General features: G+C 70.2%; 23 protein-coding genes. 15 read left to right on the top strand and 8 right to left on the bottom strand.

Going from position 1 to position 21474, the window contains the following annotated elements:
* Nucleotides 1-23 precede the first annotated feature (23 nt).
* The 7 genes from NNW99_RS10985 to NNW99_RS10955 all read left to right on the top strand — a co-directional run bounded on the left by NNW99_RS10985 (nt 24) and on the right by NNW99_RS10955 (nt 6546).
* A complete protein-coding gene (locus NNW99_RS10985; protein ID WP_215118523.1) occupies nt 24-572 on the top strand; it encodes a F0F1 ATP synthase subunit B in 549 nt (182 codons plus the stop codon).
* Nucleotides 569-1384, top strand: a complete 816-nt coding sequence (locus NNW99_RS10980; RefSeq protein ID WP_215118522.1) for a F0F1 ATP synthase subunit delta — start codon at nt 569-571, stop codon at nt 1382-1384. The genes NNW99_RS10985 and NNW99_RS10980 overlap by 4 nt, the downstream gene beginning before the upstream one ends.
* 123 nt (nt 1385-1507) lie before the next feature.
* Nucleotides 1508-3097, top strand: coding sequence for a F0F1 ATP synthase subunit alpha (atpA, locus tag NNW99_RS10975; RefSeq protein WP_215118521.1), 1590 nt, complete (start codon nt 1508-1510; stop codon nt 3095-3097).
* 20 nt (nt 3098-3117) lie between these two features.
* Nucleotides 3118-4035, top strand: a complete 918-nt coding sequence (locus tag NNW99_RS10970; protein ID WP_215118520.1) for a F0F1 ATP synthase subunit gamma — start codon at nt 3118-3120, stop codon at nt 4033-4035.
* 2 nt (nt 4036-4037) lie between these two features.
* Nucleotides 4038-5474 (top strand): F0F1 ATP synthase subunit beta, encoded by a 1437-nt coding sequence (gene atpD / locus NNW99_RS10965; RefSeq protein WP_215118519.1) that lies wholly within the window; start codon nt 4038-4040, stop codon nt 5472-5474.
* 117 nt (nt 5475-5591) lie between these two features.
* Complete coding sequence (locus NNW99_RS10960; protein ID WP_215118518.1) at nt 5592-5969, top strand: F0F1 ATP synthase subunit epsilon; 378 nt, start codon at nt 5592-5594, stop codon at nt 5967-5969.
* 130 nt (nt 5970-6099) lie between these two features.
* Complete coding sequence (locus NNW99_RS10955) at nt 6100-6546, top strand: DUF2550 domain-containing protein (RefSeq protein WP_215118517.1); 447 nt, start codon at nt 6100-6102, stop codon at nt 6544-6546.
* A 14-nt stretch (nt 6547-6560) separates the two neighbouring features.
* Here the strand turns inward: NNW99_RS10955 and NNW99_RS10950 are convergent, their stop codons facing one another.
* From NNW99_RS10950 to NNW99_RS10940, 3 genes are all read right to left on the bottom strand, one after another.
* Entirely contained in the window at nt 6561-8387 is a 1827-nt protein-coding gene (locus NNW99_RS10950) for a glycoside hydrolase family 18 chitinase (RefSeq protein ID WP_215118516.1), read from the bottom strand.
* Nucleotides 8388-8509: 122 nt separating this feature from the next.
* Nucleotides 8510-9151, bottom strand: a complete 642-nt coding sequence (locus NNW99_RS10945) for a response regulator transcription factor (protein WP_215118515.1) — start codon at nt 9149-9151, stop codon at nt 8510-8512.
* A complete protein-coding gene (locus tag NNW99_RS10940) occupies nt 9148-10335 on the bottom strand; it encodes a sensor histidine kinase (RefSeq protein WP_215118514.1) in 1188 nt (395 codons plus the stop codon). The genes NNW99_RS10945 and NNW99_RS10940 overlap by 4 nt, the downstream gene beginning before the upstream one ends.
* Before the next feature lie 151 nt (nt 10336-10486).
* On the opposite strand from NNW99_RS10940, the gene NNW99_RS10935 reads away from it, so the two are divergent.
* Together NNW99_RS10935 and NNW99_RS10930 are read left to right on the top strand one after the other, a co-directional pair.
* Nucleotides 10487-11071, top strand: a complete 585-nt coding sequence (locus NNW99_RS10935) for a hypothetical protein (RefSeq protein WP_215118513.1) — start codon at nt 10487-10489, stop codon at nt 11069-11071.
* Entirely contained in the window at nt 11068-11256 is a 189-nt protein-coding gene (locus NNW99_RS10930) for a DUF5708 family protein (RefSeq protein WP_215118512.1), read from the top strand. Before NNW99_RS10935 ends, NNW99_RS10930 begins: the two co-directional genes overlap by 4 nt.
* On the opposite strand, the gene NNW99_RS10925 is transcribed toward NNW99_RS10930, so the two are convergent.
* Genes NNW99_RS10925 through NNW99_RS10915 form a run of 3 tightly spaced genes read right to left on the bottom strand, consistent with a single transcriptional unit; the run spans nt 11253 to nt 13399 of the window.
* A complete protein-coding gene (locus NNW99_RS10925) occupies nt 11253-11825 on the bottom strand; it encodes a cob(I)yrinic acid a,c-diamide adenosyltransferase (protein ID WP_215118511.1) in 573 nt (190 codons plus the stop codon). The two genes, NNW99_RS10930 and NNW99_RS10925, sit on opposite strands and share 4 nt — an antisense overlap.
* 13 nt (nt 11826-11838) lie before the next feature.
* The gene (locus NNW99_RS10920) at nt 11839-12588 is read right to left on the bottom strand and encodes an ABC transporter permease (RefSeq protein ID WP_215118510.1); all 750 of its coding nucleotides are present in this window, start codon (nt 12586-12588) and stop codon (nt 11839-11841) included.
* A 28-nt stretch (nt 12589-12616) separates the two neighbouring features.
* Nucleotides 12617-13399: an ABC transporter ATP-binding protein gene (locus NNW99_RS10915; protein WP_215118509.1), complete on the bottom strand. Its 783-nt coding sequence runs from the start codon at nt 13397-13399 to the stop codon at nt 12617-12619.
* 103 nt (nt 13400-13502) lie between these two features.
* Here NNW99_RS10915 and NNW99_RS10910 point away from each other — a divergent pair, with 103 nt between their 5' ends.
* The 4 genes from NNW99_RS10910 to NNW99_RS10895 all read left to right on the top strand — a co-directional run bounded on the left by NNW99_RS10910 (nt 13503) and on the right by NNW99_RS10895 (nt 18371).
* Entirely contained in the window at nt 13503-14144 is a 642-nt protein-coding gene (locus tag NNW99_RS10910; protein WP_215118508.1) for a TetR/AcrR family transcriptional regulator, read from the top strand.
* Nucleotides 14145-14272: 128 nt separating this feature from the next.
* Nucleotides 14273-15121 (top strand): 3-hydroxyacyl-CoA dehydrogenase family protein, encoded by an 849-nt coding sequence (locus tag NNW99_RS10905; protein ID WP_215118507.1) that lies wholly within the window; start codon nt 14273-14275, stop codon nt 15119-15121.
* Nucleotides 15122-15271: 150 nt separating this feature from the next.
* Nucleotides 15272-15595, top strand: coding sequence for an STAS domain-containing protein (locus NNW99_RS10900; RefSeq protein ID WP_003993003.1), 324 nt, complete (start codon nt 15272-15274; stop codon nt 15593-15595).
* A gap of 268 nt (nt 15596-15863) precedes the next feature.
* Complete coding sequence (locus NNW99_RS10895) at nt 15864-18371, top strand: ATP-binding protein (protein WP_215118506.1); 2508 nt, start codon at nt 15864-15866, stop codon at nt 18369-18371.
* An 83-nt stretch (nt 18372-18454) separates the two neighbouring features.
* Here NNW99_RS10895 and nucS read toward each other — a convergent pair whose 3' ends face one another.
* On the bottom strand, nt 18455-19126 hold the full coding sequence (gene nucS / locus NNW99_RS10890) for an endonuclease NucS (protein WP_215118505.1): 672 nt from the start codon (nt 19124-19126) through the stop codon (nt 18455-18457).
* A gap of 253 nt (nt 19127-19379) precedes the next feature.
* Between nucS and NNW99_RS10885 the strand changes: the two genes are divergently transcribed.
* The gene (locus NNW99_RS10885; RefSeq protein ID WP_215118504.1) at nt 19380-19772 is read left to right on the top strand and encodes an SCO5389 family protein; all 393 of its coding nucleotides are present in this window, start codon (nt 19380-19382) and stop codon (nt 19770-19772) included.
* Nucleotides 19773-19856: 84 nt separating this feature from the next.
* Here NNW99_RS10885 and NNW99_RS10880 read toward each other — a convergent pair whose 3' ends face one another.
* Nucleotides 19857-20885, bottom strand: a complete 1029-nt coding sequence (locus NNW99_RS10880; RefSeq protein ID WP_215118503.1) for an LLM class flavin-dependent oxidoreductase — start codon at nt 20883-20885, stop codon at nt 19857-19859.
* Between the two features lie 251 nt (nt 20886-21136).
* On the opposite strand from NNW99_RS10880, the gene NNW99_RS10875 reads away from it, so the two are divergent.
* A complete protein-coding gene (locus tag NNW99_RS10875) occupies nt 21137-21469 on the top strand; it encodes an ATP/GTP-binding protein (protein ID WP_215118502.1) in 333 nt (110 codons plus the stop codon).
* The last annotated feature ends 5 nt before the right edge of the window (nt 21470-21474 follow it).

Here is a 21474-nt window from a genome sequence, read left to right as displayed (position 1 = left end):
ACGTTTCGACGAAAGGCACTGATGTGATCGCCAACCTGGTGCAGCTGGCGGCCGAGGAAGAGCAGAACCCGCTCGTTCCTCCGGGCCCCGAGCTGCTCATCGGCACCATCGCCTTCGCCATCGTGTTCTTCTTCTTCTGGAAGAAGCTGCTTCCGAACATCAACAAGGTTCTGGAGGAGCGCCGCGCGGCGATCGAAGGCGGTATCGAAGAGGCCGAGACCATGAAGGTCGAGGCCCAGAGCGTCCTTGAGCAGTACAAGGCACAGCTCGCCGAGGCCCGGCACGAGGCCGCGCGCCTGCGCCAGGAGGCGCAGGAGCAGGGCGCGACGCTCATCGCCGAGATGCGGGCCGAGGGCCAGCGTCAGCGCGAGGAGATCGTCGCCGCCGGCCACTCGCAGATCGAGGCCGACCGCAAGGCCGCCGCGTCCGCGCTGCGTCAGGACGTCGGCAAGCTCGCCACCGACCTGGCCGGCAAGCTCGTCGGGGAGTCCCTCGAGGACCACGCCCGCCAGAGCCGTGTGATCGACCGGTTCCTCGACGACCTCGAGGAGAAGGCCGAGGCCGGGCGATGAACGGAGCGAGCCGCGAGGCCCTGGCAGCCGCACGAGAGCGTCTCGACGCGTTGACGGACTCCACGTCCGTCGACGCGGGCTCGCTCGCCGACGAGCTGGCCGCCGTCACCGCTCTGCTCCACCGCGAGGTTTCGCTGCGTCGGGTCCTCACCGACCCGGCGCAGGACGGCGAGGCGAAGGCCCAACTGGCCCAGCGTCTGCTCGGCACCCAGGTCAGCGGCCCGGCCGCCGACCTGGTCGCCGGCATGGTGCGCTCCCGCTGGTCGCAGTCGCGCGACCTGGTGGACGCCCTGGAGCAGCTGGCCGACACCGCCGACCTCACCGCCGCGCAGCAGGCCGGCAAGCTCGACGACGTCGAGGACGAGCTGTTCCGGTTCGGCCGGATCGTCTCCGGCAGCACCGGGCTGCGGGCCGCGCTGACCGACCGGAAGGCCACCACCTCGGCCAAGAGCGAGCTGCTGCGCAGCCTGCTCGGCGGCAGGGCGCAGTCGGCCACCGAGCGTCTGGTGACGCGCCTTGTGACCGCGCCGCGGGGACGTAGCCTGGAGTCGGGACTGGAGTCCCTGTCCAAGCTCGCCGCCGAGCGCCGGGACCGCATGGTGGCCATCGTCACCTCGGCGGTGCCGCTGAGCGACCCGCAGAAGCGGCGCCTGGGCGACGCCCTCGCGAAGATCTACGGCCGCCGGATGCACCTCAACCTGGACGTGGACCCCGAGGTCCTCGGCGGAATCCGGGTGCAGGTCGGCGACGAGGTCATCAACGGCTCCCTCGCGGACCGGCTGGAGGACGCGAGCCGCCGCCTGGCGAGCTGAGCAGCAACTCAATAGCACGACGTACTTACGACGGCCCTGGTTGGGCCGTGCAGAAGAATCCTGGGGGTCGCCCCCAGACCCCCTAAGAAACTTCGGGCCCAACAAGGAGAGCAGGGAACCCAGATGGCGGAGCTCACGATCCGGCCGGAGGAGATCCGGGACGCGCTGGAGAACTTCGTCCAGGCGTACAAGCCGGACGCGGCCTCGCGCGAGGAGGTCGGTACGGTCACCTTTGCCGGCGACGGCATCGCGAAGGTCGAGGGTCTGCCCTCGGCCATGGCCAACGAGCTGCTGAAGTTCGAGGACGGCACCCTCGGCCTCGCCCTCAACCTCGAGGAGCGCGAGATCGGTGCCATCGTCCTCGGTGAGTTCAGCGGCATCGAGGAGGGGCAGCCGGTCTCGCGTACCGGTGAGGTTCTCTCCGTAGCGGTCGGCGAGGGCTACCTCGGCCGTGTGGTCGACCCCCTCGGCGCCCCGATCGACGGCCTCGGCGAGATCGAGACCCAGGGCCGCCGTGCCCTGGAGCTGCAGGCCCCCACGGTCATGGACCGCAAGTCGGTCCACCAGCCGATGGAGACCGGCTACAAGGCCGTCGACACCATGACCCCGATCGGCCGTGGCCAGCGTCAGCTGATCATCGGTGACCGCCAGACCGGCAAGACCGCCCTGGCCGTCGACACGATCATCAACCAGCGCGACAACTGGCGCTCGGGCGACCCGGAGAAGCAGGTCCGCTGCATCTACGTCGCCATCGGCCAGAAGGGCTCCACCATCGCCGGCGTGCGCGGCGCTCTGGAGGAGGCCGGCGCGCTGGAGTACACGACCATCGTCGCCGCCCCGGCGTCCGACCCGGCCGGCTTCAAGTACCTGGCGCCGTACACCGGTTCGGCCATCGGTCAGCAGTGGATGTACGAGGGCAAGCACGTCCTCATCATCTTCGACGACCTGTCGAAGCAGGCCGACGCCTACCGCGCCGTGTCGCTGCTGCTGCGCCGCCCGCCGGGCCGTGAGGCCTACCCGGGTGACGTCTTCTACCTGCACTCCCGCCTGCTGGAGCGCTGCGCCAAGCTCTCCGACGAGATGGGCGCCGGTTCGATGACCGGTCTGCCGATCGTGGAGACCAAGGCCAACGACGTCTCGGCGTTCATCCCGACCAACGTCATCTCCATCACCGACGGCCAGTGCTTCCTGGAGTCGGACCTGTTCAACGCCGGTCAGCGCCCCGCGCTGAACGTCGGTATCTCCGTCTCCCGAGTCGGTGGTTCCGCCCAGCACAAGGCGATCCGCCAGGTGTCCGGCCGCCTCCGCGTGGACCTCGCCCAGTTCCGTGAGCTGGAGGCGTTCGCCGCCTTCGGTTCCGACCTGGACGCCGCGTCCAAGGCGCAGCTCGAGCGTGGTCAGCGCATGGTCGAGCTGCTGAAGCAGCCGCAGTACCAGCCGATGGCCACCGAGGACCAGGTCGTCTCCATCTGGGCCGGCACCACCGGCAAGATGGACGAGGTCCCGGTCGTCGACATCCGCCGCTTCGAGAAGGAGCTGCTGGAGTACCTGCACCGCAAGGAGCAGGGCCTGCTGACCTCCATCCGCGAGGGCGCCAAGATGTCGGACGACACCCTCCAGGCCATGGCCGACGCCATCGCGGAGTTCAAGAAGCAGTTCGAGACCTCCGACGGCAAGCTGCTCGGCGAGGACACCCCGGCTGCCGGTAAGTGACGACGGAAGGGACCTGACTCATGGGAGCCCAGCTCCGGGTCTACAAGCGTCGCATCCGATCCGTCTCCGCGACCAAGAAGATCACGAAGGCGATGGAGATGATCGCCGCCTCGCGCGTCGTCAAGGCGCAGCGCAAGGTGGCGGCCTCCACCCCGTATGCGACCGAGCTCACCCGCGCGGTCACCGCGGTCGCCACCGGGTCGAACACCAAGCACCCGCTGACGACGGAGGCGGAGAACCCGACCCGCGTCGCGGTCCTGCTCCTCACGAGCGACCGCGGTCTGGCCGGCGCCTTCAACTCCAACGCCATCAAGGCCGCGGAGAGGCTCACCGCGCAGCTCGAGGGTGAGGGCAAGGAGGTCGTCAACTACATCGTCGGCCGCCGTGGTCTCGCCCACTACAACTTCCGCGAGCGCAAGGTCGCGGAGTCGTTCACGGGCTTCACCGACGAGCCCTCGTACGCGGACGCCAAGAAGGTCGCGGCCCCGCTGATCGAGGCGATCGAGACGGAGACGGCCGAGGGCGGCGTGGACGAGCTCCACATCGTCTACACCGAGTTCGTGTCGATGATGACGCAGACGGCGGTCGAGGCGCGGCTGCTGCCGCTCAGCCTCGACGAGGTCGCCGAGGAGGCCAAGCCCAACAAGGGCGAGATCCTCCCGCTGTTCGACTTCGAGCCCTCGGCGGAGGACGTCCTGGACGCCCTGCTGCCGCGCTACGTGGAGAGCCGCATCTACAACGCGCTGCTCCAGTCGGCCGCCTCGAAGCACGCCGCCACGCGGCGCGCGATGAAGTCGGCAACCGACAACGCCGGTGATCTCATCGAGAATCTCACCCGGCTTGCCAACCAGGCCCGCCAGGCCGAAATCACCCAGGAAATCAGCGAGATCGTCGGTGGTGCCAGTGCCCTGGCCGACGCGACCGCGGGGAGTGACTGAAAATGACCACCACTGTTGAGACGGCCACGGCGACGGGCCGCGTCGCGCGGGTCATCGGCCCGGTCGTCGACGTGGAGTTCCCCGTCGACGCGATGCCGGACATCTACAACGCCCTTCACGTCGAGGTCTCCGACCCGGCGAAGGCGGGCGAGAAGAAGACGCTGACCCTGGAGGTCGCCCAGCACCTGGGTGACGGCCTGGTCCGCGCGATCTCCATGCAGCCCACCGACGGTCTGGTCCGCCAGGCCCCGGTCGTCAACACCGGCGTGGGCATCTCCGTCCCGGTCGGCGACTTCACCAAGGGCAAGGTGTTCAACACCCTCGGTGAGGTGCTGAACAGCGACGAGGAGTACGACGGCGAGCGCTGGACCATCCACCGCAAGGCCCCCGCGTTCGACCAGCTCGAGTCGAAGACCGAGATGTTCGAGACGGGCCTGAAGGTCGTCGACCTGCTCACCCCGTACGTCAAGGGCGGCAAGATCGGTCTGTTCGGTGGTGCCGGTGTCGGCAAGACCGTGCTGATCCAGGAAATGATCATGCGTGTCGCCAACCTCCACGAGGGCGTCTCCGTCTTCGCGGGCGTCGGTGAGCGCACCCGTGAGGGCAACGACCTCATCGCGGAGATGGAAGAGTCCGGCGTTCTGGACAAGACCGCCCTGGTCTTCGGCCAGATGGACGAGCCCCCGGGCACCCGTCTGCGCGTGGCCCTGGCCGGCCTGACGATGGCGGAGTACTTCCGTGACGTCCAGAAGCAGGACGTGCTGTTCTTCATCGACAACATCTTCCGCTTCACCCAGGCCGGTTCCGAGGTGTCGACCCTGCTCGGCCGTATGCCCTCCGCGGTGGGCTACCAGCCGAACCTGGCCGACGAGATGGGCACCCTGCAGGAGCGCATCACCTCGACCCGTGGTCACTCGATCACCTCGATGCAGGCGATCTACGTCCCCGCGGACGACCTGACCGACCCGGCCCCGGCCACCACCTTCGCCCACCTCGACGCGACGACGGTTCTCTCCCGTCCGATCTCCGAGAAGGGCATCTACCCGGCCGTGGACCCGCTGGACTCGACGTCCCGCATCCTCGACCCGCGGTACATCGCGGCGGACCACTACAACGCCGCGATGCGCGTGAAGAACATCCTGCAGAAGTACAAGGACCTGCAGGACATCATCGCGATCCTCGGTATCGACGAGCTCGGCGAGGAGGACAAGCTCGTTGTCCACCGCGCCCGTCGCGTGGAGCGCTTCCTGTCCCAGAACACCCACGCCGCCAAGCAGTTCACCGGCGTGGACGGTTCGGACGTGCCGCTGGACGAGTCGATCGCCGCGTTCAACGCGATCTGCGACGGCGAGTACGACCACTTCCCGGAGCAGGCGTTCTTCATGTGCGGTGGTCTCGAGGACCTGAAGAACAACGCCAAGGAGCTGGGCGTCTCCTGACCCGGGCCGCGCTCGAGTTCATGAGGGGGCGGGGCTCGTCCCGCCCCCTCTGTCACGCCTACTAGACTTGTAACCAACACCCGGCACTACCGCCGGGTGGTGACCCGAGGAGCCACCTTGGCTGCTGAGCTGCACGTCGCGCTGGTCGCCGCCGACCGTGAGGTCTGGTCCGGCCAGGCCACCCTGGTCGTCGCGCGCACCACGTCCGGCGACATCGGCGTCATGCCCGGTCACCAGCCGCTGCTCGGTGTGCTGGAGTCGGGCCCGGTGACCATCCGTACGAGCGAGGGCGGGACCGTCGTCGCCGCCGTCCACGGCGGTTTCATCTCGTTCGCGGACGACAAGCTCTCGCTGCTGGCCGAAGTCGCCGAGCTGTCGGACGAGATCGATGTCCAGCGCGCTGAGCAGGAGCTGGAGCGCGCGAAGGCGGAGGACGACGCGGAGGCCAAGCGCCGCGCTGACGTCCGTCTGCGTGCGGCCACGGCGGCGCGCTGATCCTGTCCGCCGTGTGAAGACGTCACTCAGCCGCGGCTGGGTACCGGAGAGATCCGGACCCAGTCGCGGCTGAGGCAGATGTGGGAGTTTTTTCCGTTCCGTTACCTAGGAGACGAGGAGGTCGGTGTCGATGGTCCTCGCTCTGACTGTGTGCGGAATCGTGGTGGCGCTCGTGGTGGTGGGGCTTTTCGTCTTCGGTCTGCGCCGCCGGCTCATCCAGCGTTCGGGGGGCACCTTCGACGCCAGCCTGCGCTGGGACGCCCCCGAGCAGGGCGACAGCAACGGCAAAGGGTGGGCGTACGGGGTGGCCCGGTACAACGGCGACCGCGTCGAGTGGTACCGCGTCTTCTCGTACTCACCGCGCCCGCGCCGCATCCTGGAGCGCTCCGCGATCGAGGTGGCCGGCCGCCGCGTCCCGGAGGGCGAGGAGGAGCTGGCCCTGCTCTCCGACCATGTGATCCTGACCTGCCTGCACCGGGGCTCGCGTCTCGAACTCGCGATGAGCGAAGACGCGCTGACCGGTTTCCTCGCGTGGCTTGAGGCAGCCCCGCCCGGTCAGCGCGTCAATGTGGCTTGATCAGCCGAACCTGTCTACGACAGGCCGTTGTTGATCGCTGTCACCAGCTCTCCGTTGCCGGTGTCGCCGCTGAACTCCCAGAAGAACGCGCCGCCGAGCCCCTGGTTCTTGGCCCATGTCATCTTCGAGCCGATGGTGGCGGGGGTGTCGTACGACCACCAGTTGCTGCCGCAGTGGGCGTACGCCGTGCCCGCGATCGTGCCGGTGGCCGGGCAGGAGTTCTTCAGGACCTTGTAGTCCTCGATGCCCGCCTCATACGTACCGGGCGCCGCGCCGGTCGCCGATCCGCCCGGTGCGGACTGGGTGACGCCGGTCCAGCCGCGGCCGTAGAAGCCGATGCCGAGCAGCAGCTTGGCGGAGGGGACGCCCTTCGCCTTCAGCTTGGCGATCGCGTCGGCCGAGTTGAAGCCGGCCTGCGGGATCCCGGGGTACGAGGTGAGCGGGGAGTGCGGGGCGGTCGGGCCGTCCTTGTCGAAGGCGCCGAAGTAGTCGTACGTCATCACGTTGTACCAGTCGAGGTACTGCGCGGCGCCGCCGTAGTCGGCCGCGTCGATCTTGCCGCCGGAGGAGCCGTCGGCGGTGATGGCCGCGGTGACCAGGTACTTCGAGCCGAACTCCGTGCGCAGCGCGGACATCAGGTTCTTGAACGCGGCCGGGCCGGATGTGTCGCAGGTCAGGCCGCAGGCGTTCGGGTACTCCCAGTCGATGTCGATGCCGTCGAAGACATCGGCCCAGCGCGGGTCCTCGACGACGGCCTTGCAGGACTTGGCGAACGCGGCCGCGTTCTGCGCGGCCTGGCCGAAGCCGCCCGAGTAGGTCCAGCCGCCGAAGGAGTACAGCACCTTGATGTGCGGGTACTTGGCCTTGAGCTGGCGGAGCTGGTTGAAGTTGCCGCGCAGCGGCTGGTCCCAGGTGTCGGCGGTGCCGCTGACGGACTGGTCGGCGGTGTAGGCCTTGTCGTAGGCGGCGTAGGTGTCGTCGACGGTGCACTGACCGTTCTTGACGTTGCCGAACGCGTAGTTGATGTGGGTGATCTTCGAGGCCGAGCCCGAGGACACCAGGTTCTTGACGTGGTAGTTGCGGCCGTAGACGCCCCACTCGACGAAGTAGCCGAGCTTGACCTTGTCGCCCGTGGGCGGGGGCTCGGTGGTGCCGCCGGTGGTGCGGACCGCGCGGGCGCCGCTGACCGGGCCGGTCTGGTCGGCGGTGTCACGGGCCTGGACGGTGTAGGAGTAGTCGGTTCCGGCGGTCAGGCCGGTGTTCGTGTACGACGTGGTGGTCACGGTGGCGACCTTGGCGCCGTCGCGCAGGACGTCGTAGTTCTTGATGCCCTTGTCGTCGGTGGCGGCGCTCCAGGACAGCTTCACCGAGGTGTCGGTGATGTCCGAGGCGGTGGGCGTGCCGGGGGCGCTCGGGGCCTTGTCGCCGGGTTCGGTGGTGCCGCCGTCGCAGCTTCCGCCGTTGAGCTTGCAGTTCGCGGGGGAGCCGGAGCCGGTGCCGTTGAAGCCGAAGGAGACGGAGGCGCCGGGGGCGAGGGTGCCGTTCCAGGACTTGTTCTTGGCGGTCCAGTGGGTGCCGGAGGAGGTGACGTCGGCGTCCCAGGCGGAGGTGACGGACGTACCGGAGGGGAAGTCCCACTCGACGGTCCAGGAGCTGAGGGCGGTCGTGCCGGTGTTCTTCACCGTCCACTTGCCCTCGAAGCCGGAGCCCCAGTCCTGGGTCTTGGCGTAGGTGGCGGTCGCGGATGTCGCGGCCTCGGCGGGACTCGCGAGGCCGACGAGACCGGCCAGTGGGAGCAACAGGGACGCGAACCCTGCCGCGGCTCTGTGTCTGAAGCGCATGCTGCGCCTCCCTTGTGGGGTTCTCGGGGCGTGACTGAGCCTCACGCCCCTCATGGTGCGGTGAGAATAGAAAGGTCTGGACCACCGGTCAATAGGTCTGGACCACCGCTCCCACGGTCGGGTCAGACACCCAACTCCTGTGCCAGCACCGCCGCTTGCACCCGGCTGCGCAGCTCCAGCTTCCCCAACAGCCTGCTGACGTGGGTCTTCACGGTCGCCTCGGCCATGTCGAGCCGGTCGGCGATGTCCGCGTTGGACAGGCCCTCGCCGAGGCAGGACAGCACCTCGCGCTCGCGCCGGGTCAGCCGGTCCAGAACGGCCGGGTCGGCCGTGGGCTCCCGGGTCGGCTTCGCGGCGAACTCCGCGATCAGCCGCCGGGTGACCGCCGGGGAGATCAGCCCTTCCCCGCGCGCGACCGTGCGCACGGCCTCCAGCAGCTGCCTGGCCTCGGTGTTCTTCAGCAGGAAGCCGGACGCGCCTGCCCGCAGCGCCCCGAAGACGTACTCGTCGAGGTCGAAGGTGGTCAGCACCAGTACATCGGCGAGCCCTTCCGAGACGACCTGGCGGGTCGCCGACACCCCGTCCAGGCGTGGCATCTGAACGTCCATCAGCACCAGGTCCGGCCGCAGCTCGCGGGCCAGCTCCACCGCCTGCTCGCCGTCCGCCGCCTCGCCGGCCACCTCGATGTCGGGCGCGCTGCGCAGGATGAGGACCAGTCCCGCGCGGACGGCGGACTGGTCCTCGGCGACCAGGACGCGGATCATTCGGATTCTCCTTCGACGATGGGCAGAGCGGCGCGTACGGCCCAGATCTTGCCGTCCGGTGAGTCCTCGGGGCCGGCCTCGAACGTGCCGTCCAGCAGTGCCGCCCGCTCGCGCATGCCGACCAGACCGGCGCCGGAGCCGGGCGCGCGGGGGGCGTCCCGGTCGCCGTAGGGGCTGGTCACGGTGACGACGAGCGAGCCGTTCCGCTGGGCGAGGGACACGGTGACACGGCCCGAGTCGGAGTGCTTGAGCGCGTTGGTCAGTGACTCCTGCACGATGCGGTAGGCGGCGAGTTCGACCGGCGTCGGCACCTCGCCCTGTCCGGTGTTCTCCAGCGTGACGTCGAGGCCGTTGGCGCGGGCGCCCGTCACCAGCGCGCCGAGGCCGTCGAGCGTCGGGGCCGCGGCCGGTTCCAGGTCACCGCTGCTGTCGCGCAGGATGCCGATCAGCCGCCGCATCTCCGAGAGCCCCTCCACGCTGTTCTCGCGGATGACGACCAGCGCGTCCTGGGAGGTCTTGGGGTCGTCGAGGGAGAGGGCGGCCGTGGAGTGGATGGCGATGGCGGACAGATGGTTGGCGACCATGTCGTGCAGTTCGCGGGCCATTCGGGCGCGTTCGGCGGTGACCGCCTGGGTGCGGTCCATCTCGGCGAGCAGCGCGGTCTGCTCGGCGCGCAGCCGGGCGGACTCGGCGGCGTCGCGGTGGTTGCGGACGATCAGCCCGGTGGCGGCGGGGCCGAAGGCCACGATGCCCGTGACCACCCCGATCAGCAGTACCTCGGGCTCGCGCCACAGGGCGAACGGCACCACGGCCCCGATCACCGAGAGCAGCCCGGTGATGCGTGGAATGCGGCGGGCCGAGGCGGGTGTGCCGTACAGGACGGCCGCGTACATCAGGTCGGTGTACATCAGGATCGTGACCAGGTTGCCCTGGGTGAGGGTGTCCAGGACGATCGCGGCCGTGCCGGTCAGCAGGGCGGTGCGCGGGGCGGCCCGGCGCAGCAGCTCACAGCCGGCCATGACGAAGAGGGGCAACAGCACCGGCCAGCGTCCCGGCAGCAGCACGTACACCTCGGTGTGCGGACGGGTGGCCAGGCCTACGCCCCACAGCAGCAGTCCGCCGAGCAGGCCGCCCGCCGCGATGTAGACGTCGAAGCGGCGTGGGCGGGGGAGTCGTACGGCCATGACTCCATCCAACACGGCAGGGACGCCTTGTGCGTGATCCCCGCGTAGGGTCCCTGGCTGCATCTTTCGATGTACGGCGCTTTCGTCAGTCACGACGACGATTCCGGCCGCCCCGACCGGAAGCCTTGAAGGTGACCGAGAGGAGCGAACCGTGATCGTCGCCTTGATCGCCGCCTGCGAGATCGGCTTCTGGGTACTGCTGGCCGCCGGACTGGGCGCCCGCTACCTGCTGAAGATGCCGCGCACCGGCCTGGCGCTGCTGCTGTGCGAGCCGCTGCTGGAGGTCGTGCTGCTGATCGCCACCGCGCTGGACCTGAAGAACGGTGCCGACCCGAACTGGACCCACGGCCTGGCCGCGCTGTACATCGGCTACACCGTCGGGCACGGCCACCGCACCGTGAAGTGGCTCGACGGCCACGCGGCCCACCGGTTCGGCGGCGCCCCGCCACCGCAGAAGCCCCCGCAGGGCGGCATGGCCCGCGCGCGCCACGAGGCCAGGATCTGGCTGGGCACGCTGATCGGCGCGGTCGTCGCGACCGTGCTGCTCCAGGGAGCCATCTGGTACGTGGACGACCCGAGCCGCGTCACCTCCCTGGAGAGCTGGCGCTACGTGGCCTGGCGCGCGGCCGGCATCCACGGCCTGATCGCGCTGAGCTACTTCGTCTGGCCGCGCAAGCCCTCCGCCGGGGAGCAGGACACCACCGTCAGCACATCGAAGGAAAGGATCCCGTCATGACCAAGGCGAAGCAGTATGTGACCGAAGGCGTCGTCACCTTCCTGATCGGCCTGCTGCTGTGGCGCTTCACCGGAGACGTGGACGTCCCCGTCGTCACCCTCACCAAGGTCGGCATCGTGATGATGATCGTCGGCGGGGTCCTCTCCGCCAACGGCGTCTGGCACGCGGCGCGGGGGAGAACCTAGCGCTCTCCGCCCGGCACCCACAACACGTCTCCGACCTGCTTGTTCGCCGTCCTCGCGAGGATGAACAGCAGGTCGGAGGCGCGGTTGAGGTAGGTCGCCGTCAGGGGGTTCATCGTCTCGCCGTGCACCTCCAGGGCGGCCCACGTCGAGCGCTCCGCCCGGCGTACGACCGTGCAGGCCTGATGGAGCAGGGCCGCGCCCGGGGTGCCGCCCGGAAGGATGAAGGAGCGGAGCTTCTCCACCTGTTCGAGGAAGCGGTCGCAGTCCGCCTCCAGCTTGTCGATGTAGAACTGCTCGACCCGCAGCGGCGGGAACTCCGGGTTCTCCACCACCGGCGTCGACAGGTCCGCACCCACGTCGAACAGGTCGTTCTGCACACGGGTGAGGACCTTGACGACCTCCTCGTCCAGGCCGCCCAGGGCGATCGCGGTGCCGATCGCCGCGTTCGCCTCGTTGGCGTCGGCGTACGCGGAGATCCTGAGGTCGGTCTTGGCGACCCTGCTCATGTCGCCGAGGGCGGTGGTGCCCTGGTCGCCGGTCCTGGTGTAGATGCGCGTCAGATTGACCATGTGGCCAGCGTAGTTACGCTCCGGCGGTTCGGAACACGCGTGTGCCCACTGTCACGGACAGCGCCGTGAGGCCGACGGCCACCAGAACGCCGTAGAGCATGGGCCATGTCGTGTAGCCGCCGACGTATGCCTCGCGCACCGCGTCCACCAGATAGCGGAACGGCATGAGGTGCGACAGGACGTCCAGCCAGGCCGGGCCCAGGGTCATCGGGAGCATCAGGCCGGACAGCAGCATGGACGGCATGGTCAGCGCGTTGATCGCCGGGCCGAAGCTCTGCGGGGTGTCCAGCTTCATGGCCAGCGCGTACGACAGCGAGGCCAGCGAGAGCGAGAGCAGGGCGACGAACCCGAAGCCGATCAGCACACCGGCCAGCGGGGCCCGCAGGCCCATCGCCACCGCCGCCAGCACCAGCAGCACCGCCTGGAAGACGAACACCGTGGCGTCCCGCAGCACCCGGCCCAGCAGCAGGGCCAGCCGGCTGACCGGGGTGACGCGCATGCGTTCGACCACCCCCTGTCCCTTCTCGATGATGATCGAGAAGCCGGCGAACGACGCCCCGAACAGACCCAGTTGGAGCAGCAGCCCGGGGACGAGCACCTGCCAGGAGCTGCCCCGCTCACCGAGCGGCAGATCCGTGAGCAGGGGACCGAAGAACAGCAGATAGAGCAGCGGCATCAGCACGCCGAAGAGCAGCGCGAAACGGGAGCGCAGGGACTGGCGGAGATAGCGCCCGTAGACGAGCGCGGTGTCGTGCAACAGCATCGGGAGTCCTCTGTTTCCTCTCTCGCGCCTATACGGCGACGGGGGCCCGGTCGGCGGGGTCGGCGCTGCGCCCGGTGATGGCGAGGAACGTGTCCTGGAGCGAGGCGTCGATCGAGCCGCCGTGGCGGAGCTTCAGCGCGCTCGGGGTGCCCTCGGCGACCACCACGCCCCGGTCGACGACGACCAGCCGGTCGGAGAGCGCGTCGGCCTCGTCGAGGTAGTGGGTGGTCAGGAAGACGGTCGTGCCGTGCTCGTCGCGCAGCCGGCGCACCAGGTCCCACAGGTCGGCCCGCCTGCCGGGGTCGAGACCGGTCGTCGGCTCGTCGAGGAACAGCACCTTCGGGCGGTGGGTGAGCGCCATCGCGATGTCCAGACGCCGCCGCTGTCCGCCGGAGAGCGCGGCGCACTTGCTCTCGAGCAGGTCGGCAAGGCCCAGGTCGCGCGCCAGCTCCTCGGCGCGCTCGGCGGCGTCCGCCCTGCTCAGCCGGTACAGGCGCCCCTGGGTGACCAGCTCCTCCCGCACGGTGATGCCCGGGTCCACGCCGCCGGACTGCGCCACGTAGCCGCAGGCCCGCCGCACCCCGGCCGGGTCGGTCGCCAGGTCGTGGCCCGCGACGGTGGCGGCTCCGCCGGTCGGCTCCAGCAGGGTCGTCAGCATCCGCAGGGTGGTCGTCTTGCCGGCGCCGTTCGGGCCGAGGAAGCCGAGGATCTCGCCCTCGCGGACGGTCAGATCGATGCCGCGCACGGCGGGCACCGGGCCGCGCTTCGTCTGGAAGGTACGCGCCAGTCCAGCCGTACTGATGATCGCCATGCCCCTGTTCTCCATGTTGTTCATGGCCACAGAAAAACAGAGTCTCTTAAAGTTTGCAATGACCCCAAGTTTTGAGAAGCCCCAGGGAAGCTAGGATTCGGACATGGCTGAGGGGCTCAGGGAACGGAAGAAGCGCGAGACCAGGCAGCGCATCTCGGACATCGCCACCGGGCTGTTCCTGGAGCACGGGTTCGTGACGGTGACGATCGCGGACGTGGCGGAGGCGGCCGACGTCTCCGTGAACACCGTCTACAACTACTTCCCGGCCAAGGAGGACCTCTTCTTCGACCGCTCCCAGGGCGTCGTCGACCGCCTCTCCCGCTGGGTGCGCGGCCGGGACGAGGGAGAGTCGGCCGCCCGGGCGGTCCTGCGCGAACTGCGCGCCGAGACCGAGGCCGTCTCCCCCCGGATGGGCCTCATCGAGGGCTACGACCGCTTCATGCGCTGCATCGACGAGGCGCCGCCGCTGCGCTCCCGGCTGTGGAGCATCCAGCAGGAGGTCCAGGACAACCTGGAGGCGACCCTCCGTGAGGAGACCGGTGCCGGTGCCGGCGACCCGCTGCCGGGGCTGATCGCCGGTCAGATCTGCTGGATCCACGGCACCGTCTTCGTCGCCGTCGGCCGCGAGATGGTCAAGGGGCGCAACCCGGACGAAGTGTCACGAGAGATGCTCGTCCTCCTCGACGACATCGAGGAGCTGTTGAGCGAGAAGGTGCTCAACTACGCCGTACGAGGCGCTCCCTGACCCTGCCCGGTGTGATGTCCGTCATGTGAGACGTGACGCGCGTTACTTAGCGGTCACACAGCGCCTCACGAACGCTAGTGTCCGCCCGAGAGGCATACATAAGAGCCGTGTCAGCAGGGAGTCGTAACGTGGCAGGGAAGCTCGCCGTCATCGGAGCCGGCCTCATGGGAGCCGGTATCGCCCAGGTCTCGGCGCAGGCGGGCTGGGACGTCGTCCTGCGCGACGTCACCGACGAGGCGTTGAAGCGGGGTACTGACGGCATCAAGGCCTCGTACGACAAGTTCGTCGCCAAGGGCAAGCTGGAGGCGCACGACGCCGACGCCGCCGTCGCCCGGATCACCGCCACCACCGACCTGGACGCCGTGGCCGACGCGGACGTCGTCGTGGAGGCCGTGTTCGAGAAGCTCGAGATCAAGCACGAGATCTTCCGCACGCTCGACAAGCTCGTGAAGGACGAGGCGATCCTCGCCTCCAACACCTCCGCCATCCCGATCACCAAGATCGCGGCCGCGACGGAGCGCCCCGAGCGGGTCGTCGGCGCGCACTTCTTCTCGCCGGTGCCGATGATGCAGCTGTGCGAACTGGTCCGCGGCTACAAGACCAGCGATGAAACCCTGGCCAAGGCCCGGGAGTTCGCCGAGTCCGTCGGCAAGACCTGCATCGTCGTCAACCGCGACGTCGCCGGCTTCGTGACGACCCGTCTCATCTGCGCCCTGGTCGTCGAGGCCGCGAAGCTGCAGGAGTCGGGCGTGGCGAGCGCCGAGGACATCGACCTCGCCTGCAAGCTGGGCTTCGGCCACGCCATGGGACCGCTGGCGACGGCGGACCTGACGGGCGTCGACATCCTGCTGCACGCCACGAACAACATCTACACCGAGTCCCAGGACGAGAAGTTCGCGGCTCCCGAACTGATGCGCCGGATGGTTGACGCCGGTGACATCGGACGCAAGAGCGGGCAGGGCTTCTACAAGCACTGAAACCGCACATGCCCCGGGGGCATCACACCCCCGGGTGAATTCGGTATCGGTTCGCTTACAAGAAGCAACCTCTGCCGCCTCCACACAGTCAGAGGTTGCATCACCGGCATCAGAAACGCGGAGCACGAGACGCACGCACGGGGAGCGCATATGCACATCAGGGGCGACCACGCCGAGCTGGTCGTCGGGGGCCGCCTCGACGTCCGGAGCGCGGCGGACGCCCGTACGGTCCTGCACTCGGCCGTCGACGACGGAGTCGGCGACCTCGTGCTCGACCTGTCCGAACTGGACTCCTGGGACGCCACCGGACTGGGTGTGATCATGGGAGCCCACCGGCGGGCCGGCCGCTGCGGCCGGCGCCTGGTGCTGCGCGGTGTACCGCCGCAGATGCAGCGCCTGCTGGTGGCCACCCGCCTGCACCGGATCCTGGCGATCGAAGGGGGCATCGGGGTGGAGACACTGCCCCGCGTGTGACGCCGACGTACGGGTGGGAACCGGGAGACCGGGGAGGACCCGGACGGACGTCGTCGAATCGTGCGACGCGCACAATCCTCACGAGACCGTGACGTCTCGGACGCCGCGGTACCCCGGACTGTCGTAGATACTGTGCGAAGGTTTAGGGTTCGGCTGCCCGCTGCCTTGCCACCCTTCGAGCGGGCCCGGACCAGAAGCGACAGCGCGGTGTGCAGCAAGGCCGGGAAGGGCTTTCACAGCACACACCCGCTTTTGGGGGGCTTGACTTATGGACCCGAACACCCGGGGACCCGAGGAGTACGGCCACGAGGGCGACGGCCAGGGGCCGCGCCAGCGCCCGCCCCGGGACTCCCTCACACCCGACTTCGCGCAGCACGCGCCCGCACTCGCCCGCACCGTGCGGCTCGTCGCCGGCGACTTCCTGCTGACCGTCAACCCCGTCGACGGCAGCGAAATAGAGGTCTGCCCGCCCGCCGAACGGCCCGCCCGGCCCGTGAAGCTCACCCCGGCCGAACGCGCCGAGGCCGAGCGCGCGGCCCGGCCGCCCGTCCCGCCCGGCCCCGCGCGTCCCGCCCTGCCGCTGCTGGCCCGCCAGGACGAACGCGAGCAACTGGTGCGCCTGCTCGCCCGCGGCCGCTCCGTCCGCCTCACCGGACCCGCCGGCTCGGGCCGCACCCGCCTCCTCGACCTCGTCGCCGAGGACTGCGCGGACCTCGCCCCCGACGGCGTCGTCCGCCTGGGCGGCTTCGGCCGCACCTGCGAGGACCTGCGGCACGACCTCTTCCGCGCCGTCTTCAACGCCCCCCTGTACCGCCCGGACCGGGACGAACTGCTCACCCACCTCCGTGAGATCGGCGCGGTCGTCGTCCTCGACGACCTCGAGTTCGGCGGCGCCGCGCTCGACGAGCTGCTGGAGGCGACCCCGGAGTGCGCCTTCCTGCTGGGCGCCACCCCCGACGTGCCCGCTCCCTCCGCCGACTCCGCCGTCGAGGAGGTCGCCCTCGGCGGCCTGGACCGCGCGGCCGGACTCGACCTGCTGGAGCACGCGGTGGGCCGGACCCTCACCGACGAGGAGTCCAACTGGGCGGGCGACCTCTGGTTCGAGTCCGAGGGCCTGCCGCTGCGCTTCGTCCAGGCCGGTGCCCTGCTGCGGCAGCGCGACCGGCTGCGCGCCGGGACGAGCGCCGTCGACGAGTTCGGCGTCTTCGAGGACGCGCCCCCGGCCGAGGGCTGCGACGCCGCCGACGGCGACGACGTACCGCTGCCCGCGCTCGGCGAGGCCGCCGCCCCCGCCCCGCTGCTCGCCGCCCGGCTGAGCGCCTCCGCCCGCGCCACCCTGCGCTTCGCCGTGGCCCTCGGCGGCGAGGTCCCGCACCAGGCGCATCTGCCCGCCCTGGTCGGCGACACCCACGCGGACGCCGCCCTCGGCGAACTGGCCGACTGCGGTCTGGTCTCCCCGGTCGGCTCCCGCTACCGGCTCGCCGCGGGCGTGCCGGCCCAGCTGGAGGCCGCCGGATACGCCGACGAGGCCGAGGCCGGGGCCCGCAGCGCCGCCCAGCACTACTCCTGGTGGGCCGGGCACCCCTCGGTCACCCCGGAACGGGTGTGCGCCGAGTCCGACGCCGTCCTCGCCGCCCTGGCCGTCCTCGGGCCCCTCACCGAGCCGCCCGCCGAGGACGAGGAGAGCCCGGCCGTCCACCTGGCCCGCACCGCCGCCCCCGCGTTCGCCGCCGGACTGCACTGGAGCGCCTGGGAACGCGCCCTGCGCACCGGCGCCGAGGCCGCCCGGCTCGCCGGGGACGTCGCCGAGGAGGCCTACTTCCACCACGAGCTCGGCATCCTCGCCCTGTGCGGCGGCCGGCTCGACCGGGCCCGGGCCGAACTGGAGGCCTCCATCGGCCTGCGCGGCGCCCTGTCCGACAAGCGCGGCACCGTCGCCGGCCGCCGCGCCCTCGCCCTGGTCTCCGACCGCTCGGGCACCCCGATCGGGCTCGGCCCGACCGCGGGGGAGGAGGTGCCCGACGCCCGGTACGAGGAGTCGGCGTCCCCGGCCGGCGGTGTTCCGGCGGCCTTCCCGACGCTCCAGCAGCCCTCCGCGCCGACCGTGGTCACCCACCACAGCCCGGCCGCGCCCTCGCACAAGGCCCGGCTCGGTCTCAAGGGCCTGGCCCGGCGCAACCTGGTGGCCGCGGGCGCCGGTGCCCTGCTCGTCGCCGTGCTCGGCACCGTGGTGACCCTCGGCGCCACCTCCGACAAGGACCGCAACCCGCCGTCCGACCAGGTCGGCGTCAACCCCTCGGCCAGCCAGGGCCTGGGCGACGGCAGCCTGGGCGCCGACCCGGCGGCGAACGAGGGCGGCGACACGGGCGCTGCGACCAGCCGCCCGACCGACCCGGGTCCGGACGGCACGCTCGGCACGTCGGACGATCCGACGCCGACGGACGAACCGAGCGGTTCGCAGGACCCGAGTGATCCGGCGTCCACGTCGAAGCCGCCGACGACGTCGAAGCCTCCGACGTCCTCCAAGCCGCCGACGACCCCGACCAAGCCGCCGTCCTCACCGACCAAGCCGCCGTCGAGTTCCACGCCGCCCTCGTCGACGCCGACGCCGACGGACACCGGGGAGCCCACGCCGACGACGACTCCGCCGACGACCACCCCGTCCACCTCCGACTCGGCCAGCGGCCCGGCGTCGAGCGCGCCCGCGAGCACCACCGCGAGCGCGCCGCAGAGCAGCGGCGCGAGCACGCCCGGCAAGTCGGAGCAGGTGATCTGACACCCCGTACACACGGCAGGGCCGGGTCCGCGCTCGCGGACCCGGCCCTCTTTGTCTGGCGGGGTGGGTAGAGACGGGGCAGGTCAGAACAGGCGCAGCTTGTCGTCCTCGATGCCGCGCATCGCGTCGTAGTCGAGGACCTGGCAGCCGATGCCCCGGTCCGTCGCGAGGACGCGGGCCTGGGGCTTGATCTCCTGCGCGGCGAAGACACCGCGGACCGGCGCGAGATGGGGGTCGCGGTTCAGCAGCTCCAGATAGCGCGTCAGCTGCTCCACGCCGTCGATCTCACCACGCCGCTTGATCTCCACCGCGACGGTCTTGCCGTCGGCGTCCCGGCACAGGATGTCCACCGGCCCGATGGCCGTCGGGTACTCGCGGCGGATCAGGGTGTAGCCCTCGCCGAGTGTCTCGATGCGGTCGGCGAGCAGCTCCTGAAGGTGCGCTTCCACGCCGTCCTTGATCAGGCCGGGATCCACGCCCAGTTCGTGCGAGGAGTCGTGGAGAACCTCCTCCATCGTGATGATGAGCTTCTCGCCCGCCTTGTTGATGACGGTCCAGACGCCCTCTTCCTCGCCGGTGCCCTCCTTCAGGGTGCAGGGCGGCGACATCCAGTTCAGGGGCTTGTAGGCCCGGTCGTCGGCGTGGATCGAGACGCTGCCGTCCGCCTTCACCAGGATCAGGCGCGGGGCCGAGGGAAGGTGGGCGGTGAGCCGCCCGGCGTAGTCCACGGAACAGCGGGCAATGACGAGACGCATGGTCGGCAACGCTACTCGACGGGCGCCTGCCGACGCGATTCGCCCTGGAAAACGCGTGTTCGGTAATGGCCGATTGTGTGCACGGTGTGCTCATTGAGAGTGTCCCATCTGCGCATTCTCCTGGTGCCGTCACCGCCGGTTGCTTACCGTATGAACGGGAGGTCGCGAGGTGTGTACGCAGCGTGTCCGGTATCGCGATCCTCCCCTATCTGTCCGGCAACCCCCACGCGTTGGGGGTGCGAGAGGAGAACTCATGTCGCTCGACGTCTCACCGGCCCTACTCGAACAGGCCGAGCGAGGCGAGGTCGACGAAGCGGAATTCGTCGACTGCGTCCGGACCTCCCTGCCCTTTGCATGGGAGATGATCAGCTCCCTGGTGGCCCAGCTGAAGGTGGACGGCGGTGCGTTCGCCGACAACCAGACGCCTCCGCCGGACGAGCAGGCACGCGGTCAGTTGCTGCGTGCGCTTGCGAGTGACGCGATACGCGGCGCGCTGCAACGGCACTTCGGTGTGCGGCTGGCTTTCCAGAACTGCCACCGGGTGGCCGTGTTCCCGCTTGACTCCTCGGTCGACGAGAAGCTGAACCGCTTCACCTCGGTCCGCAGCCAGGTGCTGAACCAGTCACCCGAGTTCCGGGACTGCTGACGCGGCGCCGCTTGCTTGCCGCTCCGTACGCGGGAGGTGCGCTTTTGTACCGGAGCGGCAAGCCCCCAGGAATCCACCGCGCGCTCAGACGAGTTGGGGGAGCACCTCGGTCCCCAGCCGCCGCACGTTCTCCTCGGTCGCCGCCAGGTCCCCGGAGCCCTCGACGAGCAGCGCGAAGCGCGAGATGCCCGTCCGCTCGCTGGTCGCCGCGAGCCGGTCGGCGCACAGCCGCGGAGTCCCCACCGGGTGGAGCCCGCAGAGCAGTTCGGTGTACGCCAGCGGGTCGCGCATCCGGCGGGTGCGCCCGTCGACCGTGACATGCGCCTCCAGGCCCTGCTTCAGCCAGCCCGGCATCGCCTTCATCAGCGTCTCCGCCGCGTCGACCCGACGGTCCGCGATCTGGCAGACGCCCGCCGACACATGGGACGCGCCGAGGATCTCCTCGGCGGGCCGGCCGCACGCCCGCGCGTGCTGCCGCCACAGGGCGACCATCTCGGCCTTCTCCTCGTCCCCCACATGCATCCCGAGCAGCATCGACAGACCCCGCTCGGCGGCCAGCCGCACGCTCGCCGGGGAGGTGCAGGCGACGACCAGCTCGGGCCCCTGGACGTCCGTCAGGGCCTCCGAGGGCCTCGGGACCACCGGGACCTCACGGAAGCGGAAGCGCTCCCCGTCCGCCGACACGGACGGTTCGCGCAGCCAGCGCTCCAGGAGGTCCAGGGCTTCCGGGAACCCCTCCTCGTACGCCTCCAGGCCCGCGCCGAACACCTCCAGGTCGACCCACGGGCCGCCGCGCCCGACACCGAGCGTGAACCTGCCGCCGCTCGTGTGGTGCAGCAGCGCGGCCTGTTCGCCGAGGGCCACGGGGTGGGCGGTGGGCAGGACGCTCACCGCCGTACCGACCCGGATGCGGCGGGTGCGGCCCAGCAGTAAGGCCGCCAGAGTGATCGCCGACGGACATGTGCCGTACGGCACGAAGTGGTGCTCGGCCAGCCAGACCGCGTCGAGCCCCGACTCCTCGGCCACCTCGGCCGAGCGGACCGCGCGGTGCAGCGCCTCGCCCTCGCCCTGGCCGGGGAACTGGGCCGCCAACACGAAACTTCCAACGTGCATTGCTTTCCTGCTTCCTTGGCTCCGACACGGAGCTCCCCCACAGGGCATAACCGTCTGACACGTGCCGAGGACACGGCCGGGCGGAGTATTTTGCGGATTGTCTGCAGAATGGGGCGTTCCGCTGAGAGCCGGGGAGCACCCGCCTCGCCCGGAGAGGGACTTGTGGCGATTGGTGCCGTACGCGTACCCTCGTCCGCGCCGCGTAGGCTGGACACGGCCCGTGCTCCCTGTATATCCCCGAGAGGTGTCCCGTGTCCCCGCGTCGTAACCGACCCAAGGATGCCGGTTCGTCCGGCCGGAGCGCCGAGGACGACAGCCCCGGCCGCTACGGCGGCTGGCAGTCCTCGGAGAACTGGCAGGGTGAGAACTGGAGCGTGCGGCATGTGGCCGGCGCGAGCGCGCAGGGCAAGTCCTACCGCTGCCCCGGCTGCGACCAGCTGATCCCCGACGGTGTGCCGCACGTGGTGGCCTGGTCCGAGCACGCGGGCGTCGACGACCGCCGGCACTGGCACAAGGCCTGCTGGAACGCGCGGGACCGCCGCACCCCGGGGGTGCAGCGGTCCCGTAACTCGCCCAGATTCTGAGGGGA

Origin of the sequence: Streptomyces sp. CRCS-T-1, assembly GCF_024442335.1 — a bacterium.
GTDB lineage: Bacteria > Actinomycetota > Actinomycetes > Streptomycetales > Streptomycetaceae > Streptomyces > Streptomyces koelreuteriae.
The sequence above is the reverse complement of the archived record's forward strand: the minus strand, read 5'-3'. Positions and strand labels throughout refer to the sequence as shown.

What these genes read in the sequence shown, in the direction of transcription:
- NNW99_RS10940 (WP_215118514.1), bottom strand. Translation starts at nt 10,335, where the DNA reads ATGGCCGTACGACTCCCCCGCCCACGCCGCTTCGACGTCTACATCGCG.
- NNW99_RS10930 (WP_215118512.1), top strand. Translation starts at nt 11,068, where the DNA reads ATGACCAAGGCGAAGCAGTATGTGACCGAAGGCGTCGTCACCTTCCTG.
- NNW99_RS10920 (WP_215118510.1), bottom strand. Translation starts at nt 12,588, where the DNA reads ATGCTGTTGCACGACACCGCGCTCGTCTACGGGCGCTATCTCCGCCAG.
- NNW99_RS10925 (WP_215118511.1), bottom strand. Translation starts at nt 11,825, where the DNA reads ATGGTCAATCTGACGCGCATCTACACCAGGACCGGCGACCAGGGCACC.
- NNW99_RS10980 (WP_215118522.1), top strand. Translation starts at nt 569, where the DNA reads ATGAACGGAGCGAGCCGCGAGGCCCTGGCAGCCGCACGAGAGCGTCTC.
- NNW99_RS10880 (WP_215118503.1), bottom strand. Translation starts at nt 20,885, where the DNA reads ATGCACGTTGGAAGTTTCGTGTTGGCGGCCCAGTTCCCCGGCCAGGGC.
- NNW99_RS10910 (WP_215118508.1), top strand. Translation starts at nt 13,503, where the DNA reads ATGGCTGAGGGGCTCAGGGAACGGAAGAAGCGCGAGACCAGGCAGCGC.
- NNW99_RS10970 (WP_215118520.1), top strand. Translation starts at nt 3,118, where the DNA reads ATGGGAGCCCAGCTCCGGGTCTACAAGCGTCGCATCCGATCCGTCTCC.
- NNW99_RS10915 (WP_215118509.1), bottom strand. Translation starts at nt 13,399, where the DNA reads ATGGCGATCATCAGTACGGCTGGACTGGCGCGTACCTTCCAGACGAAG.
- NNW99_RS10955 (WP_215118517.1), top strand. Translation starts at nt 6,100, where the DNA reads ATGGTCCTCGCTCTGACTGTGTGCGGAATCGTGGTGGCGCTCGTGGTG.
- NNW99_RS10900 (WP_003993003.1), top strand. Translation starts at nt 15,272, where the DNA reads ATGCACATCAGGGGCGACCACGCCGAGCTGGTCGTCGGGGGCCGCCTC.
- atpD (WP_215118519.1), top strand. Translation starts at nt 4,038, where the DNA reads ATGACCACCACTGTTGAGACGGCCACGGCGACGGGCCGCGTCGCGCGG.
- NNW99_RS10950 (WP_215118516.1), bottom strand. Translation starts at nt 8,387, where the DNA reads ATGCGCTTCAGACACAGAGCCGCGGCAGGGTTCGCGTCCCTGTTGCTC.
- NNW99_RS10945 (WP_215118515.1), bottom strand. Translation starts at nt 9,151, where the DNA reads ATGATCCGCGTCCTGGTCGCCGAGGACCAGTCCGCCGTCCGCGCGGGA.
- atpA (WP_215118521.1), top strand. Translation starts at nt 1,508, where the DNA reads ATGGCGGAGCTCACGATCCGGCCGGAGGAGATCCGGGACGCGCTGGAG.
- NNW99_RS10895 (WP_215118506.1), top strand. Translation starts at nt 15,864, where the DNA reads ATGGACCCGAACACCCGGGGACCCGAGGAGTACGGCCACGAGGGCGAC.
- nucS (WP_215118505.1), bottom strand. Translation starts at nt 19,126, where the DNA reads ATGCGTCTCGTCATTGCCCGCTGTTCCGTGGACTACGCCGGGCGGCTC.
- NNW99_RS10885 (WP_215118504.1), top strand. Translation starts at nt 19,380, where the DNA reads ATGTCGCTCGACGTCTCACCGGCCCTACTCGAACAGGCCGAGCGAGGC.